Source organism: Aureibaculum marinum (assembly GCF_003813905.1).
Classification (GTDB): Bacteria; Bacteroidota; Bacteroidia; order Flavobacteriales; family Flavobacteriaceae; genus Aureibaculum; species Aureibaculum marinum.
This window is the reverse complement of record NZ_RPFJ01000001.1, coordinates 80,151-102,108: the sequence shown is the minus strand read 5'-3', so window position 1 is coordinate 102,108 and position 21,958 is coordinate 80,151. Positions and strand designations below refer to the sequence as shown.

The 21,958-nt window shown below is 30.7% G+C and carries 19 protein-coding genes; 11 read left to right on the top strand and 8 right to left on the bottom strand.

Features of this window, described 5'->3' with window-relative positions; genetic code table 11:
- Positions 1-9 precede the first annotated feature (9 nt).
- The 4 genes from mutL to EGM88_RS00420 form a co-directional block, all read right to left on the bottom strand.
- Positions 10-1,836, bottom strand: a complete 1,827-nt coding sequence (mutL, locus tag EGM88_RS00435; RefSeq protein WP_123895908.1) for a DNA mismatch repair endonuclease MutL — start codon at positions 1,834-1,836, stop codon at positions 10-12.
- Complete coding sequence (locus EGM88_RS00430; protein ID WP_123895907.1) at positions 1,837-2,106, bottom strand: riboflavin synthase subunit beta; 270 nt, start codon at positions 2,104-2,106, stop codon at positions 1,837-1,839. It abuts the gene before it with no gap.
- A 116-nt stretch (positions 2,107-2,222) separates the two neighbouring features.
- Positions 2,223-2,696: a 6,7-dimethyl-8-ribityllumazine synthase gene (ribH, locus tag EGM88_RS00425; protein ID WP_123895906.1), complete on the bottom strand. Its 474-nt coding sequence runs from the start codon at positions 2,694-2,696 to the stop codon at positions 2,223-2,225.
- A gap of 6 nt (positions 2,697-2,702) precedes the next feature.
- On the bottom strand, positions 2,703-3,476 hold the full coding sequence (locus EGM88_RS00420) for a tetratricopeptide repeat protein (protein ID WP_123895905.1): 774 nt from the start codon (positions 3,474-3,476) through the stop codon (positions 2,703-2,705).
- A 103-nt stretch (positions 3,477-3,579) separates the two neighbouring features.
- Here EGM88_RS00420 and recF point away from each other — a divergent pair, with 103 nt between their 5' ends.
- The 3 genes from recF to EGM88_RS00405 all read left to right on the top strand — a co-directional run bounded on the left by recF (position 3,580) and on the right by EGM88_RS00405 (position 8,540).
- Positions 3,580-4,662: a DNA replication/repair protein RecF gene (gene recF, locus EGM88_RS00415; RefSeq protein ID WP_123895904.1), complete on the top strand. Its 1,083-nt coding sequence runs from the start codon at positions 3,580-3,582 to the stop codon at positions 4,660-4,662.
- A 3-nt stretch (positions 4,663-4,665) separates the two neighbouring features.
- Entirely contained in the window at positions 4,666-4,965 is a 300-nt protein-coding gene (locus EGM88_RS00410) for a DUF721 domain-containing protein (protein ID WP_123895903.1), read from the top strand.
- A gap of 68 nt (positions 4,966-5,033) precedes the next feature.
- Positions 5,034-8,540, top strand: coding sequence for a choice-of-anchor D domain-containing protein (locus EGM88_RS00405; protein WP_123895902.1), 3,507 nt, complete (start codon positions 5,034-5,036; stop codon positions 8,538-8,540).
- A 153-nt stretch (positions 8,541-8,693) separates the two neighbouring features.
- Here the strand turns inward: EGM88_RS00405 and EGM88_RS00400 are convergent, their stop codons facing one another.
- Positions 8,694-9,113, bottom strand: a complete 420-nt coding sequence (locus EGM88_RS00400; protein WP_123895901.1) for a nucleoside-diphosphate kinase — start codon at positions 9,111-9,113, stop codon at positions 8,694-8,696.
- Positions 9,114-9,482: 369 nt separating this feature from the next.
- Between EGM88_RS00400 and EGM88_RS00395 the strand changes: the two genes are divergently transcribed.
- The 5 genes from EGM88_RS00395 (at position 9,483) to yidD (ending at position 14,063) form a co-directional block, all read left to right on the top strand.
- Complete coding sequence (locus tag EGM88_RS00395) at positions 9,483-10,514, top strand: DHH family phosphoesterase (RefSeq protein WP_123895900.1); 1,032 nt, start codon at positions 9,483-9,485, stop codon at positions 10,512-10,514.
- A complete protein-coding gene (gene gldI / locus EGM88_RS00390; protein WP_123895899.1) occupies positions 10,504-11,124 on the top strand; it encodes a gliding motility-associated peptidyl-prolyl isomerase GldI in 621 nt (206 codons plus the stop codon). Before EGM88_RS00395 ends, gldI begins: the two co-directional genes overlap by 11 nt.
- A 13-nt stretch (positions 11,125-11,137) precedes the next feature.
- Complete coding sequence (locus tag EGM88_RS00385; RefSeq protein ID WP_123895898.1) at positions 11,138-12,238, top strand: peptidylprolyl isomerase; 1,101 nt, start codon at positions 11,138-11,140, stop codon at positions 12,236-12,238.
- Positions 12,239-12,333: 95 nt separating this feature from the next.
- Positions 12,334-13,809, top strand: a complete 1,476-nt coding sequence (gene cysS / locus EGM88_RS00380) for a cysteine--tRNA ligase (RefSeq protein ID WP_123895897.1) — start codon at positions 12,334-12,336, stop codon at positions 13,807-13,809.
- Positions 13,810-13,820: 11 nt separating this feature from the next.
- The gene (gene yidD, locus EGM88_RS00375) at positions 13,821-14,063 is read left to right on the top strand and encodes a membrane protein insertion efficiency factor YidD (RefSeq protein WP_162497517.1); all 243 of its coding nucleotides are present in this window, start codon (positions 13,821-13,823) and stop codon (positions 14,061-14,063) included.
- A gap of 66 nt (positions 14,064-14,129) precedes the next feature.
- On the opposite strand, the gene EGM88_RS00370 is transcribed toward yidD, so the two are convergent.
- Positions 14,130-15,302 carry a putative sugar nucleotidyl transferase gene (locus EGM88_RS00370; protein WP_123895895.1) on the bottom strand — a complete coding sequence of 391 codons (1,173 nt, stop codon included), beginning with the start codon at positions 15,300-15,302 and terminating at the stop codon, positions 14,130-14,132.
- Positions 15,303-15,410: 108 nt separating this feature from the next.
- Here EGM88_RS00370 and EGM88_RS00365 point away from each other — a divergent pair, with 108 nt between their 5' ends.
- The 3 genes from EGM88_RS00365 to EGM88_RS00355 all read left to right on the top strand — a co-directional run bounded on the left by EGM88_RS00365 (position 15,411) and on the right by EGM88_RS00355 (position 19,704).
- Complete coding sequence (locus EGM88_RS00365; protein ID WP_123895894.1) at positions 15,411-17,132, top strand: GMC family oxidoreductase; 1,722 nt, start codon at positions 15,411-15,413, stop codon at positions 17,130-17,132.
- 4 nt (positions 17,133-17,136) lie between these two features.
- Entirely contained in the window at positions 17,137-17,844 is a 708-nt protein-coding gene (locus tag EGM88_RS00360) for a gluconate 2-dehydrogenase subunit 3 family protein (RefSeq protein WP_123895893.1), read from the top strand.
- Between the two features lie 63 nt (positions 17,845-17,907).
- Positions 17,908-19,704 (top strand): M61 family metallopeptidase, encoded by a 1,797-nt coding sequence (locus EGM88_RS00355; protein WP_123895892.1) that lies wholly within the window; start codon positions 17,908-17,910, stop codon positions 19,702-19,704.
- Between the two features lie 9 nt (positions 19,705-19,713).
- On the opposite strand, the gene EGM88_RS00350 is transcribed toward EGM88_RS00355, so the two are convergent.
- Together EGM88_RS00350 and EGM88_RS00345 are read right to left on the bottom strand one after the other, a co-directional pair.
- The gene (locus tag EGM88_RS00350; protein ID WP_123895891.1) at positions 19,714-20,805 is read right to left on the bottom strand and encodes a DUF695 domain-containing protein; all 1,092 of its coding nucleotides are present in this window, start codon (positions 20,803-20,805) and stop codon (positions 19,714-19,716) included.
- A gap of 534 nt (positions 20,806-21,339) precedes the next feature.
- Entirely contained in the window at positions 21,340-21,897 is a 558-nt protein-coding gene (locus tag EGM88_RS00345) for a YqgE/AlgH family protein (RefSeq protein ID WP_123895890.1), read from the bottom strand.
- Positions 21,898-21,958 lie beyond the last annotated feature (61 nt).

Sequence of the window (21,958 nt, the reverse complement as noted above, 5' to 3'; positions counted from 1 at the left end):
GTTACGATTTTAATTGTCAAATTTAAGTTGAATTTCTTCAGAAGAAAGAGTTATAAATGTTTTTCTACCAAATGGAGATTGATTAGGTTCTTTACAAGAGAACAATTTCTCTAAAATTTCTTCTTGTTCTTTATTATCTAGTTTTGTTCCATTTTTTATAGCTAAACTTTTGGCTAAACTTTTAGCAATAGTATCTAATTGACTAAAACTAGAATCAGGTATTTCATTTTTTATATCTTCAAATAGTTCTTCAAATAAGCCTTGTAAATTATTTTGCTTAACATTTACTGGAATTCCATCTAAAACAATAGTGTCATTTTTTATAGCTGCAAATTGAAAACCAACACTTTCCAAATCGGGTTGAATTTCTTTTAATAAAGTAATATCTTCTTTATTAAAAGCTAAAGTTAAAGGAAACAAAAGTTGTTGGCTAGAAGTATCTTCAAGAGTCATTTTTGTTAACAGCTCTTCATATAAAATACGTTGGTGAGCCAAATTTTGATTGATATAAACAACACCAGATTTAATAACACTAAGTATGTATTTTTTATGTATTTGAAGAGTTTTTGATTTAAATTCACTTTCAGAATTGTCAAATAATTGATGTGTGAAAACATCAGGTTGAATTTCTGGTTGCTTTGGTTTAAAATCAGTATCTGTTTCGGTATATAGAGATTCCCATTGAGCTGTTTTTGGTTTTTGAAAAGAAGTATTTTTTGCTTCATTTTCAAAAGGATTAAAACTTGGGTTAACTTTTATTTTTGGGGTAGAAACTGATGATTTATCTTTAAAGGAGTAAGGAACGTCTAAGGTGTCATCTCTATTAAAATCTAAAACAGGAGCAACGTTATATTGTCCTAAACTATGTTTAATAGTAGAACGTAAAATAGCATACAAAGCTTGTTCATTATCAAACTTTATTTCTGTTTTCGTAGGATGGATATTAATGTCAATTGTATTTGGAGGTACATCTAAGTATAAAAAATAGGAGGGATGATGCCCTGAAGGTATTAATTGATTAAAAGCATTTAGTACTGCATGATGTAAATATCCATTTTTAATAAAACGATTATTTACAAAAAAGAACTGTTCACCACGTTTTTTCTTAGCAAATTCAGGTTTTGAAACAAATCCATTAATGCTAACAATATCTGTATGTTCTTGAATAGGTACTAGTTTTTCGTTTATTTTTTTTCCAAATACCGCAACAATACGTTGTCTTAAATTACTGTTTTTTAAATTCAGAATCTCACTATCATTATTATAAAAATCAAATGCTATAGAAGGGTGTGTTAATGCCACACGGTAAAATTCGTCTTTGATATGACGTAATTCTACTGAATTAGATTTTAGAAAGTTTCTACGTGCAGGAATGTTAAAAAATAAATTTTTAACAGCTATGCTTGTTCCTGTTGGAGTAGAAACTACATCTTGATTTTGTATAGTACTACCTTCAATTTTTATATGTGTGCCAAGCTCTTGGTCTGATTGTTTGGTTTTGACTTCAACATGTGCAATAGCTGCAATAGACGCTAATGCTTCTCCTCTAAAACCTTTTGTACTTAGATTAAATAAATCTTCGGCAGTTCTAATTTTTGAAGTGGCGTGTCGTTCAAATGATAATCTTGCATCAGTTGTGCTCATACCTTTTCCATTATCAATAACTTGAACCAAGGTTTTACCAGCATCTTTAATTAATAATTTTATTTCGGTAGCACCAGCGTCAATGGCATTTTCCAATAATTCCTTAACAACTGAGGCGGGACGCTGAACCACTTCGCCTGCAGCTATTTGATTGGCAACATGATCAGGGAGTAGTTGAATAATATCTGACATTTATTTCAGTTGAAAAATGGATAAATCAAAATCGATAATATATAGAAATATAAATACAAGAATAGCGATTGTGATTAATATAGTTTTATTTATACCTTTTGAGTTTTTAGTTTCTTCAACAGCTTGACTAAATTTAGCCTTTAAATTTTTTTTACCTACAGTAGTTCTAAATTCATCAAATTTATGTTCTATTTTATAGGGATTTCCCTCTCCTTTATAATATCTTGGGGTATACTCAAATTTTTTATGTGTGCGGTTAAAAAATCCCATAATTAGTAGTCTTTTAATTAATTTTCTAATTTAATTATAACAAAAATTAAACCAAAATCAAATTTACAGAAATTTTTAGGGCAATCAAATTATAAATTAGAAATCAGCTGTTAAATTTATGCCAAGGTTGCCATTTTTATAGCAGCAACTGCACATTCAACACCTTTATTTCCATGTTTACCTCCAGATCTTTCAATAGATTGCTGCAGTGTGTTGTCCGTTAATACACAAAAAATAGTAGGAATATCAAATTGAATATTTAAATCTTTAATGCCTTGAGAAACGGCCTCACAAACAAAATCAAAATGTTTAGTTTCGCCCTGAATAACACATCCAATTGCTATAATAGCATCAAACTTTCCTTGTTTTAACAGATACTTACTTCCAAAAATAAGTTCGTAACTGCCTGGAACATTTAATCTAGTGATATTTTCCTCTAAAGCTCCATTATCTAGTAATGTAGTAATAGCACCTTTGTAAAGATTTTCAGTAATAGAACTATTCCACTCAGAAACAACAATGCCAAATTTTAAGTCTTTAGCATTGTTTAAAGCTGATTTATCGTAATCTGATAAGTTGGTAGTTGCCATAATGGCTTAGTTTTGAGAAGCTAATCTAGCTCTGTTTAAATAAATGTCTATTTCCAATCCTTCGTCAGAATTTGGATATTCATTTTTTATTTTTTCAAACAATTCTACTGCTTTCTCAAAGTCACCCATGTCCATAGCTGTATTACCAGCTTTTAATAAATATAGTGGAGAGGTAAACTCATTACTTTTAAAGTTAGCAGCTTTTAAATAATGTTTAATAGCATCTTCAGGTTGATTAACTTGAGTAAAAGCATCACCAATATTACCCTCTGCAATAGCTCCTAAAATTTCATCATCAGTTGAGAAATCACTTAATAATTCAATGGCTTTCTCGTATTCACTTGTTTTTAAGTAAGAAATTCCAGCCATGTATTTAGCTAAGTTACCCGCATTGGTACTTCCATAATTATCAATGATGTCTAATAATCCATATCTTCCATCCGTACCATTTAATGCCAAATTATACAGAGAATCTGTAGCAATAGTAGCAGCACCTGATTCTGCTTGATCAAAAAAGGTTTTTGGGTAGGCCAACTCATTAGCAGCCTCTATTCCTTTTGGCTCTACAACAAATTTATTATAGGCCAAATATCCTAAAATAATAGCTGCTACAGCAATAATTCCTATCATTAAGGGTTTGCTGTTCTTTTCTACCCATTTTTCAGATTTAGAAGCTGTTTCATCTAGCGTATTAAACACTTCTGCTGTTGTGCTTTCTTGCTCAATTTTAGAGACCTTTTCTTTATTAGCTTTACCGCCTTTTTTCTTATACGTTGCCATTTCTATATCAAAATTTGTGGGTGCAAAAGTAGAAATTTTTATGATATTATATTCTTATTATTGATGTAAATTTTGTTTTTTTGTGCAGAACTCTGAAAAATGTATGTATTTAAAGAAAATTAACTTAGTTAATTATAAGAATTTTGAGGCCGAAGCTTTTGAATTTAATACCAAAATTAACTGCTTTGTGGGTAGTAATGGTGTTGGTAAAACCAATGTTTTAGATGCTATTTATCATTTAGCATTTACAAAAGGGTACTTTAATGCTATTGCAGTACAAAATATTAAGCATCATAAAGAGTTTTTTGTTATTGAAGGTGTTTTTAATTTAAACGAAAGAGAAGAACATATTAATTGTAGTGTTAAAAAAGGCCAAAAAAAAGTAATTAAGCGAAATGGAAAGGAATATGAAAAACTCTCTGAGCACATAGGTCTTATTCCAGTGGTTATTATTTCTCCTAATGACACAAACCTAATTAGTGAAGGAAGTGATCTTAGAAGAAAATTTATGGATAGCGTTATTGCTCAATCCGATAAAAGTTACCTTCAAAACCTAATTCATTACAATAAAGTGCTTTCTCAACGGAATGCTTTATTAAAGTATTTTGCTTCTAACCATACTTTTGATGCATTAAATATTGAAGTATATAACCAGCAACTTGTTGAAGTAGGGAATCAAATTTATCAAAAAAGAAAATCCTTTACAGAAAAATTTACACCAATTTTTAAAAAAAGGTATCATCATATTAGTAATGCTGTAGAGAGCGTGAGTTTTGGCTATAAAAGTCAATTAGAAAAATCTGATTTTAATGAATTGTTGCAGAAAAACTTAGAAAAGGATAGAGTATTACAATATACTTCAGTAGGAATTCATCGTGATGACTTGTTATATTCTATAGGTGATTATCCTATTAAGAAATTTGGATCGCAAGGACAACAGAAAACATATTTAATTGCGTTAAAGTTGGCAGAATTTGATTTAATTAAATTACAGTCAAAAAAAACACCAATTTTGTTATTGGATGATATTTTTGATAAATTAGATGAGAATAGAGTTTCAAAAATTGTAGATTTGGTAAATGATGATAATTTTGGACAAATATTTATTACAGACACCCATGCAGAACGCACTGAAAATGTTATAAAAAAAACAAATCAGTCTTACAAAATGTTTCAACTGAGTTAAGGTATGAGCAATAGAAGAAATAATGAGTTTTTATCCATTAAAGATGTTATGGCACATGTTTTGCAAGAAAACAAATTGCAAAAAGGGATTGATTTGGTGCTTATAAAAGAGGCATGGGCTTCTGTAATGGGAAGTGGTGTAGTTAGTTACACCAACGATGTGCAATTTAAAAATGGCGTGTTGTATGTTACGCTAACCTCTTCTGTTTTAAGAGAAGAATTAAGCTATGGAAAAGAAAAAATTGTAAAGCTTTTAAATGAAAAGTTAAATAAAATGTTAATAAAAAGCGTTAAGCTTTTATAGTCTAGTTATATAATTTGTATATTTGCGGATTAAGAAAAAGCTGTTAAAGACACTAACACACAAAAAAAATGATGAAAAAATTACTATGTACTCTTCTAGTTGCAATTTTTGCAATAGGATTTATAAACGCTCAATTTGGTGATGTAAGTGGAGGAAGTCCACTACAGGTAATTACCACAACGAGTTCACCTTCAACAGCAAACACACCCATTGCAGCAGATGGAACTGACATGGGAAGTGTAGTGGTTGGTAATTCAATAAGTAAAACGTTTACGTTTACTGCTGCAACAAATAATAATTTATATATCTCTACAGTTGCATTGTCGGGGGATTTTACTGTTAATTCACCTTCGCCATTTTTAACAACAAGTATTGGTGATACATCTAGTTTTACAGTTAATTTTACGCCTACCTCTGTAGGTACCCAAACAGCAGTAGTGCATGTGCGAGCAACAGATCCTGTTCTGCTTATATTTGGTGTGACTGAAGATTACTACTTTGAAATTACGGCAGAAGGACTCCCACCTGTTCCCGATATTGGTGTAGTTGGAGATGATAGTGTGGTTATTAATAATGGGCATTCAACTACTTCAGGAGATAATACTGATTTTGGTCAGGCTGTGGCTAATGTAGAGACTGTAACACGTTCATTTACTGTTGCTAATAATGGTGGGGAAGATTTAGATATAAGTTATCTTGATTTTATTCCTTCTCCAGATTCACATTACAGCATTGTTTTACCACCAGGGGTAACTTTACCTTACACATTAACACCAGGTTCTTCTTTTACTTATGAGATAGTTTTTAGTCCTGTTTCTATAGCAAGTCCACTTAGTGGTACTGTTTTTATTTTTAGTACTGATCCTGATACACCGTTTTTTACTTATCAAGTTTCAGGTGAAGGTGTAGCACCATACCCAATTATGGAAGTAACAGGGAATGGTAATCCAATAGCAGATGGTTCTGCAACGGCTAGTGACTCCAATCACACTCAGTTTTTAGATACAGATATTAATGCATTTGGAGGTTCTACAAGAATCTTTACCATTGAAAATACAGGTACAGATACCTTACGTTTAAATAATATTCCAATTGTACAAATTTCAGGAGCTGATGCCGCTGATTTTACGGTTATTGCTAATCCTGCAACAATTATTGCCCCAGGAGGTACTACTACATTTACGGTTGAATTTAACCCTACAATTTCTGGTACAAAAGTTGCTGAAATTAGTATAGATAATAATACTCCAGGTACAGACCCTTATAATTTTGTAATTCAAGGTGAAGCAACAGATGTTGTTACAACAGGTCAATTAATGATATCACAATATTATGAAGGGCTGGGGACTGAAGATCAATGGATTGAAATAAAAAATATTTCTAATGCACCTTCTCCAGGGGGGAATTATTATTTATGTTTATATGTAGATGCGAATACAAACCAAGGTACAGTTGAATTTACGGCTCCAGATCATTCTGTAGCTATACCTGCTATACCAGCTGGTGGAGTACTGTTATTTAAAAACAGTTTAGCTGGAGGTGCCACATTACCTCTTGCAGCAAATATGGGGTCAGCTACAGTTATACCAACGTTAGCAGCCAATTTTACTGGTAATGATATTATCTTAATTTCTACTTCAACAGCTGCAAGTACTTGTTATAATGATAGAATTGATATTTTAGGAGTGTCTAATATAGGATCAGGTTCTCCTACTCCTTGGGGAGAAAATCTTAGTATAATTAAAGGATGTGGTAATACACAGTTGCCTTCTAGAACTTTTGATATTAATGATTTTATTATTTTAGATTTAGATGAAGTTAATAATGCTGACCCTGATAGTAATGTTGCCTTAGGTACACAATATTCTGGGCCTGCAGAATGGACAACAGTATGGAATAATGGAAAACCAGATAGAACAAGAAGTGTTACTATCACGGGTACTTATACAGCTGCAGATGGTTCACTTACGGCATGTAACTTAACTGTAGATGGCAATTTAGATTTTAATAGTGGTACTTCAAATTATGTAGAGGTTACTACAAGCTTAACAATAAATGGTACTTTTACCGTTGGAGATCAAGAATCGTTATATACGGTAAATGAAAGAGATCCTTATGGAACTACAGTTGCTATATCTGGTGTTATTACTAAATACGAAACTACAACATCACTTACTAATGCTAGTGACTATACCTATTGGTCATCTCCGGTACAAAATGCGAGTATATCTTCTGTATTTCCTTCAGGAACTTATGATCAAGGTCGAATTTTTTATTGGGATCAATCGGCAACAAATGTTGATGGCGTTGGAGGTAATCAAGTTTTAGGAGAATGGATACCTGCAGCTGGTCAAACTATGAAAGTAGGTCAAGGCTATATTTCACAAGGTCCTGTTACAGGGTCTTATCCAGGAACAGCTACAGTTGCATTTACTGGTATACCTAATAATGGTACAATTAAATCAGAAGCAACTGGTGTAAATTTAGTTTTTAACGATGATGGTAACTCTTTAAATGATATGAATTTAATTGGTAACCCTTATCCATCAGCTATAGATGCTGATAAATTTATACTTGAAGGAAATAATTTATCTACTTTAAGTGGTACGCTTTATTTTTGGTCGCATAAAACACCTAATAATGAAGATACAACAGGAGAGCAATATACATTTAATGATTATGCTCTTTATAACTTAACCGGATTTGTTGGTCCTGGTTCGGGTACAGGCTCACCATCTGGAGCTCCTGCACCTGGACAATATATAGGTTCGGGTCAAGGATTTGTTGTAGCGGCAGATAATGCTAATCCTAAAACTACTTTTACGGATGCAATGCGTGTAAAAGGAGATAACACTCAATTTTTTAGAGGTACAGAAACTAAAAAGTCTACTTCAGAAGAAAAAAATAGAGTATGGTTACAAGCAAATAGTAGTATAGGTGGAGCTAACAGTCAAATATTAGTAGCTTTTGACGAAAATGCAACGGACGGATATGATAAGGGGTATGATGGTATTAAGTTAAGTGAAGGTTGGATAAACCTATACTCAAAAATTGATACTTTAAAATATGGTATTCAAGCCTTAGGTAATTTTAGCATTGATAAAGAAGTGCCATTAGCATTTCAAACGTATATAGAAGATGCTGATGTATCATATACTATTGGTATAGATCAGTTTGAAGGAGCTATAAAAGATAATGATCTTTATTTAGTAGACCACGAATTAAATGTAACTCACGATTTAAAACAAGGTGATTATACATTTGAGGCAGCAACAGGAAGTCATGATGATAGATTTTCTTTAGTGTTTAAAAAAGCTACTTTAGGTGTTGATGATATTGAAATGAATAATGATTTTGTAATTGTTAGTGAAGAAAGTGCTTTACTAATTAAATCTAAAACAATAGTTAGTGAATTAAAAATGTATGATGTTACTGGTAGATTGCTAGTGAATATGTTACCTAACGAAAGTGAATTTAGAGTAAATACTCATAACATTAGAAAAGGTACAGTACTTATATTAAATACTACCTTTGAAAACGGAACAGAGCTTAGTAAAAAAGCTATCAAATATTAGTAGTGTTTAACTACTATAAGTGTAAAAAAAATGCCTCGAAATTTTCGAGGCATTTTTTATTTTATAAACTTGAAATAAATATATTCTAAAAAAGTGTAAATACTTGTTTTAAGTCTTATCTATTTCTGATTAAGGTGTGTTTAAATAATCATGTTAAAACACTTCTCTACCAGCAAAATGAAAAGCTCCTTCTATAGCTGCATTTTCATCGCTGTCACTTCCATGTATAGCGTTTTCACTAATAGAAGTAGCAAATAATTTTCTTATGGTACCTTCAGCAGCTTCTTCGGGATTAGTAGCCCCAATTAATGCTCTAAAATCTTCTACAGCATTAGATTTTTCTAAAATAGCAGCAACAATAGGCCCACGTGTCATATAAGTTACTAAGTCATTGAAAAAAGGTCTTTCTTTATGAACAGCATAAAACGCTTTTGCATCATTCTCTGTCATTTGTGTTAATTTCATAGCTACTATTTTAAATCCAGCAGCGTTAATTTTTTCTAAAATTGCACCAATATTACCTTTTTCAATAGAATCAGGCTTAAGCATTGTAAAAGTTCTGTTTGTTGTCATTTTAAGTTATCTTTTTATGAATTGCAAAAGTAGTTGTTTTATTAAAATTACCTATAAAATATCTAAACAATCTATATATATGGTGACCTTTTTTTAAACAAAAAAATTACTAAGCATTTTTATGTTTACAACTAAGTCATTAAAATTGACAATACACCATGATATTTTATAAAATAATAATCATTTTTTAGACAATAGTTCTTTAAGAATTGATTGTTCTATAGTTTAGTTTATATGATGTTTTGTATATTTATAGGATAGAATTATTAAGTTTTATGGTTAAAAATGTTTTGTTTAAAAAACAGTTTAAAATAACTACAGAACGTTAATAATTATCTGAAAGATGAAAATATTGTATATTCGCAAGCAATGAATACCAAAGAAATAGAAGAGGTAAAGCAGCTGCTTATAAATCCTAAAAAGATAGTAATTGTATCACATCGAAACCCTGACGGAGATGCTTATGGCTCAAGTTTGGCATTATACCATTACTTATTAAAATTAAATCATAAGGTAACTGTAGTTTCACCTAATGATTGTCCTGATTTTTTGAAATGGCTACCAAATCAGGATAAAGTAGTTGTTTTTGAAGAAAATGTTAGAGAAGCATCAGAGTTATTGCAAGACGCAGAAATTGTATTTACTTTAGATTTTAATGCACTACATAGAGTAGGAGATCAAATGCAAAAAGTATTGGAAGGTATAAACCCTACTTTTATAATGATAGATCATCATGAGCAGCCAGATGATTATGCTAAGTATTGTTATTCTGATCCGCTAATAGCATCTACGAGTGAAATGATATATCATTTTATAGATCAATTAAATGAATTAGAAAATCTTGATAAGGATATTGCATCTTGTATCTATACTGGAATTGTAACAGATACTGGGTCTTTTAAATATTCAGCCACATCAAGTACAACGCACTTAATTGTTGCTAAATTAATGGATTTAGGTATTGATCATACTAAAATACACAATCGATTATACGATACCAATTCTTTTAATCGTTTACAATTATTAGGTATAGCGTTAAATAATTTAAAAGTACTAAATGAATATAGAACCGCATATATTACCATTTCTCAACACGAATTAAATAGTTTTAATTTTAAAAAAGGGGATACTGAAGGGTTTGTAAATTATGGATTGTCAGTAAAAGGTGTTGTTTTTGCAGTTATATTTATTGAAGATCAAAAACAAGGTATTATAAAAATTTCTTTACGCTCTAAAGGAAAATTCTCAGTAAATGAATTTTCTAGAACTCATTTTAATGGAGGAGGGCATTTAAATGCTGCTGGAGGAAGAAGTGAAGCATCGTTGCAAGATACAGTAAAACATTTTTTAGAAGCTTTGCCAAAATATAAAAACGAATTAGAAAATTCATATGATTACTAAAATTAAAAACAGATTTAATCAAAATCTTTTATTGAAATTATTTTCAATACTTAAATTTAAGAATTCTAAAAATGTATGGAATAAAATACTGACCATTGGAGTTGTTGTTGTATTTGTTTCGTGTACAAGGCCACAGCCAAGAAAACCAGTAACACAAAGCACATCCACTTTTTTACAAGAATCTATTATACGTAATAAAATTATTAATAAAGTTGAAGAAGAAGCTTTTATCAAATTAATGCAAGCAGATTCAAGTAAAGATTATATTACATCAGAATATGGATTTTGGTACTATTATAACAATAAAATTTCTGAAACATCGGCATTGCCAAAAACAGGTGATGAAGTTACTTTTACGTATGAGATTAGAGATATTAATGATGAGATTATCTATACTAAAGAAGAGTTAGGTGAGAAAAATTATCTTGTGGATAAACAAGAACTTATAACAGGATTACAAGATGGTATTAAATTAATGAAAGAAGGAGAGACGGTAACATTTTTATTCCCTTCCCATAAAGCATATGGATATTCGGGGTATAAAAAAATTAAATCTAATGAACCTTTAATATACAAGGTTACTTTACATAAAATTCTCACTAACAATTAATAATGGAATTACGATGAGAGTTTTAAAAGGATTGTTTCTTATATTATTATTTGTAGTTACTTCTTGTAAAACAGGTGATTATCCTGATTTGGATGATGGGTTATATGCAGATATTAAAACAGATAAAGGAAGCATCTTGGTTCTTCTTGAGTATAAAACTGTACCAATTACAGTTGCCAATTTTGTTTCATTAGCAGAAGGCACTAATCCTTATGTGGCTCCAAAATTTAAAAAGAAACCTTTTTATGATGGGTTAAAGTTTCATAGAGTCGTTAAAAATTATATTATTCAAGGAGGAGATCCTGAAGGGACAGGTTCTGGAGGTCCAGGCTATCAGTTTGAAGATGAGTTTCCTACCAATGAAAATGGAGATTTAATACTTACTCATAATAAGAAAGGAGTGTTATCAATGGCCAATTCAGGATTTAATACCAATGGAGCTCAATTTTTTATAACTCTAAAACCTGCACCTAGTTTAGATGGAGTTCATACAGTTTTTGGTAATTTAATTGAAGGGCAACAGGTTGTGGATTCAATTCAAGAAGGTGATATAATAAATAAAATAAAAATTATTAGAATTGGAAAAGAATCAAAAAAGTTTAATGCTCCTAAAATATTTGGAAATTACTTCAAGAAATTAGAAAAGGAAGCTGAATTAAAAAATAAAAAAGCCCAAAAAGCCAAACAGAGATTTTTAAAGCTCAAAGAAAACTATGAAGCAAAAGCAGATAGTTTGGAATCTGGACTAAAAATTTATTTCATTAAAAAAGGAAATGGGGAAAAACCTAGGACGGGCTCTACTGTTAATGTTTATTACTCTGGTTATTTCAAATCCGGAGAGTTGTTTACTTCAAATGATATAGAAATTGCAAAACTTTTTCTAAAATATGATCCGAAGTTTGAAGCACAAGGCGGATATAACTCAAAAGAGATGGATTATAGTCCCGATGCTGCATTAATTCCAGGATTTAAAGAAGGCTTACAGAAAATGAATGTTGGAGATAAGGTAATGTTATTTATACCATCTCATTTGGCATATGGAACTCTAGGTCGTGGACCTATCCCACCAGATACAGATTTAATTTTTGAATTAGAAATAGTGAGTAGTAATTAAATTATTAAAAAAAACCTCTAAATTTTATAAAATTTAGAGGTTTTTTACTTCCTAAATTGTTGTTACCTTTAGCCCATCTAAAAAGAACCGATTTTATGGAGTTGTATAAACAACAAAAAATAAAAATTTATAATTCACTTTCAAATCAGAAAGAAGATTTTATTCCTTTAATTGAGGGCTATGTTGGTATGTATGTTTGTGGACCAACAGTTTATAGCAATGTGCATTTAGGCAATGTAAGAACTTTTATGTCTTTTGATTTAGTGTATCGTTATTTTAAACATTTAGGTTATAAAGTTCGCTATGTAAGAAATATTACAGATGCTGGACATCTAGAAAATGATGCCGATGTTGGTGAAGATAGAATAGCTAAAAAAGCTCGTTTAGAAGAGATTGAACCCATGGAGGTTGTACAACAATATACAGTTGATTTTCATAATGTATTGAGGAAATTCAATTTATTGCCTCCCAATATTGAGCCAACTGCCACAGGTCATATTATAGAACAAATTGAAATTATTAAAAATATAATAGATAAAGGATTGGCTTATGAAGTAAATGGTTCTGTTTACTTTGATGTTTTGAAATATAATGAAAAGGAACATTACGGTATTTTAAGCGGAAGAAACATTGAAGATGCAATTCACAATACTCGTACTTTAGATGGTCAATCAGAAAAACGTAATCCACAAGATTTTGCGTTGTGGAAAAAAGCTCAACCAGAACATATAATGCGTTGGCCTTCGCCGTGGAGTGATGGTTTTCCTGGTTGGCATTTGGAATGTACGGCTATGAGCACTAAATATTTAGGAGAAGAGTTTGATATCCATGGTGGTGGAATGGATTTAAAATTTCCGCATCATGAATGTGAAATAGCTCAGGCTAAAGCTCATAACAATGTTAGTCCAGTTAAATATTGGATGCATGGAAATATGCTTATTTTAAATGGCAAAAAAATGGCAAAATCTACTGGTAATTTTATTTTACCTGAAGAGATAATTACAGGAGATAATGATATCTTAAGTAAGCCATTTCCAGCAACTATTGCTCGTTTTTTTATGCTTCAAGCTCATTATAGAAGTATATTAGATTTTTCTAATGATGCTTTAGAAGCTTCAGAAAAAGGCTATTACAGATTGATGAATGCAATAAATCAACTTAAAAGCATTGAACCTTCAAAAGCTTCTACTGTTGATGTAGGTTTGTGGAGACAAGGTTGTTATGATGCTATGAATGATGATTTTAACAGTCCAATACTTATAGCTCAATTATTTGAAGGTGTAAAAATTATAAATGCATTAGTAGATAAAAAAGAAACGCTATCGTCAAAAGATTTAGAAACGTTTAAGAATACATTTAATGTCTTTATTTTTGATGTATTAGGATTGGAAAATGTAACTTCTGTAGACAATTCAGAAGTATTAAATAACGTTGTAGAATTACTTATAAAAATGCGTAATGAAGCCAGAGTAAATAAGAATTGGGCATTATCTGATCAAATCAGAGATGAACTTTCTGCTATGGGTGTTCATTTAAAAGATGGAAAAGAAGGAACCACATTTACATTATAATTTTTATTTCAATTAAAAAGATACTTACATATCCATTTATTTTGTTGGTTAGGTTTTATCAAGTAGCCATTTCACCATATACACCATCAAGTTGTAGGTTTACACCAACTTGTTCTCATTATACGGTTGAAGCGTTACAAAAACATGGTCTTTTTAAAGGAGGATGGCTATCAATAAAACGGATTTTTAGTTGCCATCCTTGGGGAAGAAGTGGGTATGATCCTGTGCCAGAAGTAAAAGATAAAAAAGAATAGTAATTAACAAAAAAGGATAAATTAAATATAATTTATCCTTTTTTTGGGTTCGTTAGAATCTATGTTTTAATCTCTAAATTTTTTAGTAATTTCAAATATATGATGAAGAATTTTTTGTTCAATTTCGGTATAAGGCAAATGTTTTCTGTACATTGCTCTTGTGGCAACTTCATCAACTTTATCTAATTTAAATGAAGTAAAACCTTCTGGACTTCCATATGAAAAAGAAGGAATAAAAGTTTTATGAAAATTAGAACCATATAAATTGGCAGAAACACCTACAACAGTTCCTGTATTAAACATGGTGTTTATTGCACATTTAGAATGGTCTCCCATCATTAAACCACAAAATTGTAAACCAGTATCTTGATAACTTTCAGTGTCATAATTCCATAGTTTAACAGTTGCATAGCTGTTTTTTAAGTTTGAATTGTTTGAATCGGCTCCAATGTTACACCATTCGCCAATCACAGCATTTCCTAAATAACCCTCATGACCTTTTCCAGAATATCCAAAAATAACTACATTATTTAATTCGCCTCCAACTTTACTTAATGGACCTAACGTGGTAGCTCCATAAATTTTTGATCCCATTTTTATTACAGCATCATTGCATACTGCTAATGGACCTCGTATGGAAGTACCTTCCATAATAATAGCATTTTTACCAATATATATTGGTCCTGACGAAGCATTTAAAGTAGCAAAACTAATATCAACTCCTTCTTCTAAAAAAATATTTTCTTTATGAATACATCCTACTGTATCAGGTATTGGTTCAGATTTTCTACCTTCAGTTATTAATTTAAAGTCATGTTTAATGGCTTGTTCATTAAAGGTAAATATATCCCAAGTATTTCGTAATTGTATTAGTTCTTCATTATAATTTATGGAAGTATATTGGGTAAAGTCAATTTCTTCTTGTGTTTCAAAAGTATAGAAAGCAACAATTTCATCATGGTAATAAATTGCTTGATGCTCTCGCAGCTCTCGGACCATTTCAACTAATTTTTCAGTAGGCAAAAAAGAAGCATTTATCATAATATTCCTTTCCATTTCAACCATTGGAAATTTCTCTTCTAAGTATTCTTCAGTTAAGGTTGTCGTGGTAAGTCCTAAATATTTTTCCCATTTCTCTCTTATGGTTAAAATACCAATTCTTATATCAGCAACTGGTCTCGTGTAAGTAAAAGGAAGTAAACTGTCTCGTACTGACCCGTCGTATAGAATGTAATTCATTAGTTTTTATTATTTTGCAAAAATAAAACTAATTATTAAATAATTTATTGTTAAGCTAAAATAAAAGTGAGTTAGTTTTTATATATTTGAAAAGAAACACAATTTTTCATGCAAATAAAAGAATCACCCAAAACTTTTGATGTTATTATAGTTGGTTCTGGAGCTGGAGGTGGTATGGCCACTAAGGTGCTTTCAGAAGCCGGTTTAAATATAGCTGTTGTTGAAGCGGGTCCTTATTTTGACCCTGCCAATGAGGAACAAAAAAATCAATTAAAGTGGCCTTATGAATCTCCTAGGAGAGGAGCAGGAACTACTAGACCTTTTGGAGAATTTGATGCGGCTTATGGTGGTTGGGATATTAAAGGCGAACCTTATACAAGAAAAAATGGAACAAAATTTGAATGGTTCCGATCTAGAATGTTAGGAGGACGAACCAATCATTGGGGGCGAATTTCTTTACGATTTGGCCCATTAGATTTTAAACGTCGAAGTCATGACGGCTTAGGTGATGATTGGCCAATTTCTTACGAAGATGTAAAACCCTATTATGATAAAGTTGACAAGTTAATTGGGGTTTTTGGTAGTAAAGAAGGTATTGAAAATGAACCAGATGGTTTCTTTTTACCAGCACCGAAACCAAGGCTTCACGAGTTATACTATAAACGTGGTGCTGAAAAATTAGGAATCCCCGTAATTCCTTCTAGATTATCAATTTTAACAAAAAAAATTAATGAAGATAGAGGAGTCTGTTTTTATTGTAGACAATGTAGTAGATCATGTAGTATTTATGCCGACTTTTCTTCAGGATCATGTCTTATTTTTCCTGCACAAAAATCAGGAGGTCAAATAACTTTATATACTGATGCTATGGTCCGTGAAGTACTTACTAACGATAATGGAAAAGCCACAGGCGTAGTTTACATAAACAAAAAAGACAGAAAAGAATATCAACTTAGAGCCAAAGTGGTAGTATTAGCAGCTTCAGCTTGTAGTACAGCTAGAATTTTATTAAACTCTAAAAGTAAAACTCATAAAGATGGTTTAGGTAATAGTAGCGGGCTAGTTGGTAAATATTTACATGATTCTACTGGAGCAGATCGAGTAGGTTTTGTCCCCGGATTAATGAATAGAAAAATGTACAATGAAGATGGAGTAGGTGGTATGCATTTATATTCTCCATGGTGGGGAAATGACAAGAAATTAGATTTTCCAAGAGGATATCACATTGAAGTTTGGGGAGGGTTAGGGATGCCAGCTTATGGATTTGGCTTTAATGTTAATGGATTAAATGAATATATTGGAGGTGAAATAGGAGGGTATGGTAATGCCCTAAGAGATGATGTGAAAAGATTTTACGGTTCTATTGTTGGAATGGCTGGTAGAGGAGAATGTATTGCCAGAGAAGATAATTATTGTGAAATTGACCCCGATGTTGTAGATGAATGGGGAATTCCAGTATTGAGGTTTAATTATACGTGGTCGCAACACGAAAAACTTCAAGCAAGGCATATGGTAAATACATTTGATGAAATTATCGATGCTATGGGAGGAAAGGTAATTAGTGGAGAAAAACCAGGTGAAGATAAAAATTATGGATTGTTAAAACCAGGTGAGATTATTCATGAAGTAGGTACAACCCGAATGGGTAATAATCCTAAAAAATCAGTTACCAATAAATACATGCAGTTACATGATGTTGATAATGTTTTTATTGTTGATGGTGGACCTTTTGTTTCTCAAGCGGATAAGAATCCTACATGGACTATTTTAGCCTTATCATGGCGTACTTCTGATTATATTGTTGATCAATTAAAAAAGCAAAATATTTAGTGTAATGGACAGAAGAGATACTATAAAATCATTATTATTAGGTTCTGTTGCTGTTGGTTTAACAGTACAAGGCTGTATTTCAAAGGAAGATAATACTACCGAAGTACTACCTAAAGACAATACACCATTTTATGGACGAACACCTGAAGAAAGGGAAAGAGATAAAAGGTTACACGAAGAAACATTTTTTAATGAACATGAACTTGAAACTATAGCTGTTTTATGTGATATAATTCTTCCCAAAAATGAAAATTTTGGATCAGCCACAGATGCAAAAGTTCCTGATTTTATAGAGTTTATAGTAAAAGATATGCCTTATCACCAAACTCCTTTACGTGGAGGTATTATGTGGTTAGATAATTTTTGTAATAAAAATTATGGAAAAGAATTCAAAAAATGTTCACAAAAAGAGCAATTAGAGGTGTGTGATTTAATTGCATATCCTAAAAAAACAAAGAAAGAGCATAAACAAGGTGAAAAATTTTTTACTAAAATGCGAGATTTAACACTAACCGGCTATTATACTTCAAAAATGGGTATAGAAGATTTAGGATACAAAGGAAATACACCTAATGTTTGGGATGGTGTACCTGACGATGTATTAAAGGCTCATGGCTTTGAATACGAAAAAGAGTGGTTGTCAAAATTTATAGATCAATCAAAACGTGGAGAAATAGCAAAGTGGGATGCAGATGGAAATCTAATATCGTAGTAGTTTCTATATTAAAATATATATTTATTTTCTTTACTAATAACTAATTATCCTAAAAATATAATGAGATCAAAATTTCTTTTTACTTTAGTTACTGTATTATTTTCTTTTTTAACATTCAGTCAAACTGCAAATAATTACACCATTTCATTTGAAAATGCAGAACATCACGAAGCACAAATAACAGCAGTATTTAGCAATTTAGAAAATAAAGTACTAAAGTTACGAATGAGTAGAACCTCACCAGGACGTTATGCATTACACGAATTTGCTAAAAATATTTATAATGTAAAAGCGGTTGATGGAAAGGGTAATGAATTGACCGTTACACGAGCCAATCCTCATCAATGGAATATAGGTAAACATGATGGAACAGTAAAAGTTACGTATACATTATTTGGAAATAGAGGAGATGGTACGTATAGTCAAATTGACCAAACTCATGCCCATTTAAACATTCCTGCAACATTTATGTATGCTTTAGATTATGAGCATAGGCCAATTAATGTAACATTTAATGTACGAAAAGATTTAGATTGGAAAATAGCTACGCAGTTAAAAAAAACAGGAAATAACACTTATTATGCTCCAAATTTGGACTATTTTATGGATAGTCCTACAGAAATTAGTAATCATTCAGTAAGAAGTTTTACGGTAGAAAATGGAACAAAAAAACAAAAAATTAATTTTGCTTTACACCATAATGGAACTGAAGCTGAATTAGATGAATATTTTGAAAAGGTTAAAAAAGTGGTTTTAACTCAACAGAAAATTTTTGGAGAATTGCCTGATTTTGATTTTGGAGAATATACTTTTTTAGCTTGCTATATACCTAATGCTTCTGGAGATGGAATGGAGCATAGAAATTCTACAGTTTTAACCAGTACAAGAAGTTTGGCTAATGGGGGTTTAGATATTAATATTGGAACTGTAGCACATGAATTTTTTCATATTTGGAATGTAGAACGAATAAGACCTCAAACCTTAGAGCCTTTTAATTATACTGAAGCTAATATGTCTGGTGAATTATGGTTTGCTGAAGGATTTACTAGTTATTATACTAATTTAACACTTTGTAGAGCAGGATTAATCACTCAAAAAGAATATGTTGAAAGGTTAGCAGGAGGGCTTAATTATGTATGGAATTCTCCTGGACGAAATTATTTTAATCCTATCGAAATGAGTTATCAAGCTCCTTTTGTAGATGCTGCCAAATCTGTAGATCCCGTAAATAGAGTAAATACTTTTATTTCTTATTATACCTATGGTAGTGTATTAGGATTGGCACTTGATTTATCTTTAAGAAATTTAGATAATGATAAAACTTTAGACGGTTTTATGAAATTGGTTTGGAAAAATTATGGAAAAACTGAAGTTCCGTATACAGTTAGAGATATACAATATGCATTACAACGTTATGCAGGAAAAGAATTTGCAGATGCCTTTTTTTCTAAGTATATTTTTGATAGTCAAATGCCAGATTATAAAACTTTGTTTAGTTCTGTAGGAATAAGTTTTGTGCAAGACAAAAAAGATGAATTGAGTTTAGGAGCAAGATTTTCAGGTTTTAAAGTAAGTTCAAATCCTATTGTAGGAGGTGCTGCTTATAAAGCAGGTTTATCGGTTGGAGATGAGTTTGTTTCTATAAATGACCAACTTATTACAGCAGAAACCAAGCCTTCAGAATTTTTTGGACAATTTAGACCTAATCAGACAGTAAAACTGATTTTTAAACGGTTTGGTAAACAAAAAGAAACCATGTTTACTTTTGATAGTAATAGAGATTACACTACTAAATTGCAAGAAAAAGTAACAAATAGAGAGAAAAAGAGTAGAGACAATTGGCTTGGTAGCAAATAGAGAGTACACTTAAGGTAAAAACCGGTTAAATGATTGCCAATATTTATCTTTATATATGGTAAAGTTTACTTCTATTTTATCTTTATATAATAGTTTTAGTTTATGGAGAACTTTTGAGGGTTTTCTAAAGTCTATACAAGCAAAGTATATATCACGAATAGAATCTGCAGTTTGTCTACCAAGGTTTAAATATCCATCATAGTCTTTTAACTCTTCCATTATTTTTTCTTCTATTTCATTCAAGAGTTCATATTCGTAACTATTAGGCATTCCGTTATTAGCATCTCCATTGTATTTTATTTCTACAACTGAAATCCACGGATGTGAAGCTTTACTATCCCAATTTAATAAATCCATATTTATAACAGCAACCAATGGTAGACCATTGTTTAAAGTGCCTTCTAATCCAGAATAGCTGTCGTTTTCTGTATTGTGTCTTAATCCTTTATATTTTTCCACAAATTCTTTTTCTCTCCAAGTTAAAAAGTCTTTAAGTTTATTTAAAGGAATTAGCTCTTCAGTAGCATCTTTTGGGTTAATAATAGTTACATTATCTATAGTTGTAATAGATTTTAGTTCACCTAGAGTATTGTCTAAGCTGAGGTATACTCCATTTGTTATTACGGCTTTATTTTCTTCGTTAAAATCTTGATGCGTAATGGTAATATCAATTTCATCAGGCATATATTTATGAGTGGTAGAAAAGAAATTCATTTTACTACTATCAAACTTATAACCATCTATTTCAATTCCAAATTTGGTGATATCAGAAGGTTGTTTCAGAGCTGTTATTTTCCAGTTGTTAATTTTAGGAGCTGCCTCAACCAATTCTTCAACAAATACAATATTTTTTATCACTCCATCAGCGGTTAATATTAGTTCAGCAGTAGTATCGTTTAACATACCTGCTAAAAACCAATACCCATCTTTTAATTCATCTAATTTTGGAGATAGTTTATCAAAAAAATCTTTTTCAATATTTCCCTGATTTTTTAAAACCTTATAAAATTTTTGTTCATTTTGGGTAAACCAACTCCAAAAGTTTGCGTATGAGTTAATAGGTTGATCTTTTGAATTAAATAATGATTTAATATAACTCATACTGTGGTTTTGTTTTAGTTTATTGTTCTTTTATATTTTATAAACATTCAAAATTAAATATGGAAAATACTTATTTCAGCAAAAGAATGATAATTTTATTTTGTGATTATTTAAAATTTACAAGCCAAGTCATGTTTCGTGGAATAATTAAAATATTCAGATTTCGAATAATGAGGATTGTTAATTTTTCTAAATTCCGCATTTTTAAAACGATAATTGTTTGTAAAAGTTTTTTAATAGCATTGTATTTTTTTCAGGCCAACTTTTTTATTTCCAAGTACAATTTCAGTATTAAAATATTTTTTTAGATGAATACTAAAATTATTTATGTGTTTTTGGTTTATCACTTTAGCTTTTATAATTTTTGGTATGGTATTTTGAGTAGTTTATGTGCTAAATGTAACAAATATTAACTAAATAGAAAATTTGAAAGCCTTAGAGAAGTAGTTTGGTGAAAATTATAAGAATTTTACTTGCTTTCCATCTTATCTCAGATCTTCAAGAAGTTTTGCTTTTATGTTGGGCAATTTATAGTTAGTTTAAACTGGGGTTTTCAGGTGCATTTGCCCAAAGTTTATATTCGCCACCAAATCTCATTAATTGATCTTTCCAAAAGGATTGATCGGAAACATCAAAAATATTTTGATATTTATTTTCTATTACTATCCATGAAGTGGTATCTAACTCGTCTTGTAATTGGTTTTTACTCCAACCAGAATATCCCAGAAAAAAACGAATATCATCTTTTCCAAGGGTATTATTTATTAAAAGTTCTTGTACAGCATCAAAATCACCTCCCCAAAAGATACCATCAGCTATTGTGACACTATTCGGAATTAAATGTGGAACTCTATGAACAAAATATAAGTTTTCTTTAGAAACAGGTCCACCTTTGTATATAATAAGATCTGATTCTATTTCAGGTAATAAATCACCTAACACAAATTTAGAAGGTTTGTTAATAATAAAACCGATGGAACCCTCTTCATTGTGTTCAGAGAGTAGTATTACTGACCTATTAAAAGAAGAATCATTTAAAATTGATGGCTCTGCAATCAGCAATTTTCCCTTAGTTAGTTTTATTTGTGCCATAAGTTATTTAATTATCCAACTAATATAGTAAATTTTATTAAAAAACTTGTTGATAGAAACT

Bases quoted from the DNA above. Each gene is read 5' to 3' on its own strand.
- EGM88_RS00420 (WP_123895905.1), bottom strand. From the start codon at position 3,476: ATGGCAACGTATAAGAAAAAAGGCGGTAAAGCTAATAAAGAAAAGGTC.
- EGM88_RS00355 (WP_123895892.1), top strand. From the start codon at position 17,908: ATGAGATCAAAATTTCTTTTTACTTTAGTTACTGTATTATTTTCTTTT.
- mutL (WP_123895908.1), bottom strand. From the start codon at position 1,836: ATGTCAGATATTATTCAACTACTCCCTGATCATGTTGCCAATCAAATA.
- EGM88_RS00360 (WP_123895893.1), top strand. From the start codon at position 17,137: ATGGACAGAAGAGATACTATAAAATCATTATTATTAGGTTCTGTTGCT.
- EGM88_RS00430 (WP_123895907.1), bottom strand. From the start codon at position 2,106: ATGGGATTTTTTAACCGCACACATAAAAAATTTGAGTATACCCCAAGA.
- cysS (WP_123895897.1), top strand. From the start codon at position 12,334: ATGGAGTTGTATAAACAACAAAAAATAAAAATTTATAATTCACTTTCA.
- EGM88_RS00395 (WP_123895900.1), top strand. From the start codon at position 9,483: ATGAATACCAAAGAAATAGAAGAGGTAAAGCAGCTGCTTATAAATCCT.
- EGM88_RS00410 (WP_123895903.1), top strand. From the start codon at position 4,666: ATGAGCAATAGAAGAAATAATGAGTTTTTATCCATTAAAGATGTTATG.
- gldI (WP_123895899.1), top strand. From the start codon at position 10,504: ATGATTACTAAAATTAAAAACAGATTTAATCAAAATCTTTTATTGAAA.
- EGM88_RS00400 (WP_123895901.1), bottom strand. From the start codon at position 9,113: ATGACAACAAACAGAACTTTTACAATGCTTAAGCCTGATTCTATTGAA.
- EGM88_RS00345 (WP_123895890.1), bottom strand. From the start codon at position 21,897: ATGGCACAAATAAAACTAACTAAGGGAAAATTGCTGATTGCAGAGCCA.
- EGM88_RS00370 (WP_123895895.1), bottom strand. From the start codon at position 15,302: ATGAATTACATTCTATACGACGGGTCAGTACGAGACAGTTTACTTCCT.
- EGM88_RS00350 (WP_123895891.1), bottom strand. From the start codon at position 20,805: ATGAGTTATATTAAATCATTATTTAATTCAAAAGATCAACCTATTAAC.
- EGM88_RS00385 (WP_123895898.1), top strand. From the start codon at position 11,138: ATGAGAGTTTTAAAAGGATTGTTTCTTATATTATTATTTGTAGTTACT.
- EGM88_RS00365 (WP_123895894.1), top strand. From the start codon at position 15,411: ATGCAAATAAAAGAATCACCCAAAACTTTTGATGTTATTATAGTTGGT.
- ribH (WP_123895906.1), bottom strand. From the start codon at position 2,696: ATGGCAACTACCAACTTATCAGATTACGATAAATCAGCTTTAAACAAT.
- recF (WP_123895904.1), top strand. From the start codon at position 3,580: ATGTATTTAAAGAAAATTAACTTAGTTAATTATAAGAATTTTGAGGCC.
- EGM88_RS00405 (WP_123895902.1), top strand. From the start codon at position 5,034: ATGATGAAAAAATTACTATGTACTCTTCTAGTTGCAATTTTTGCAATA.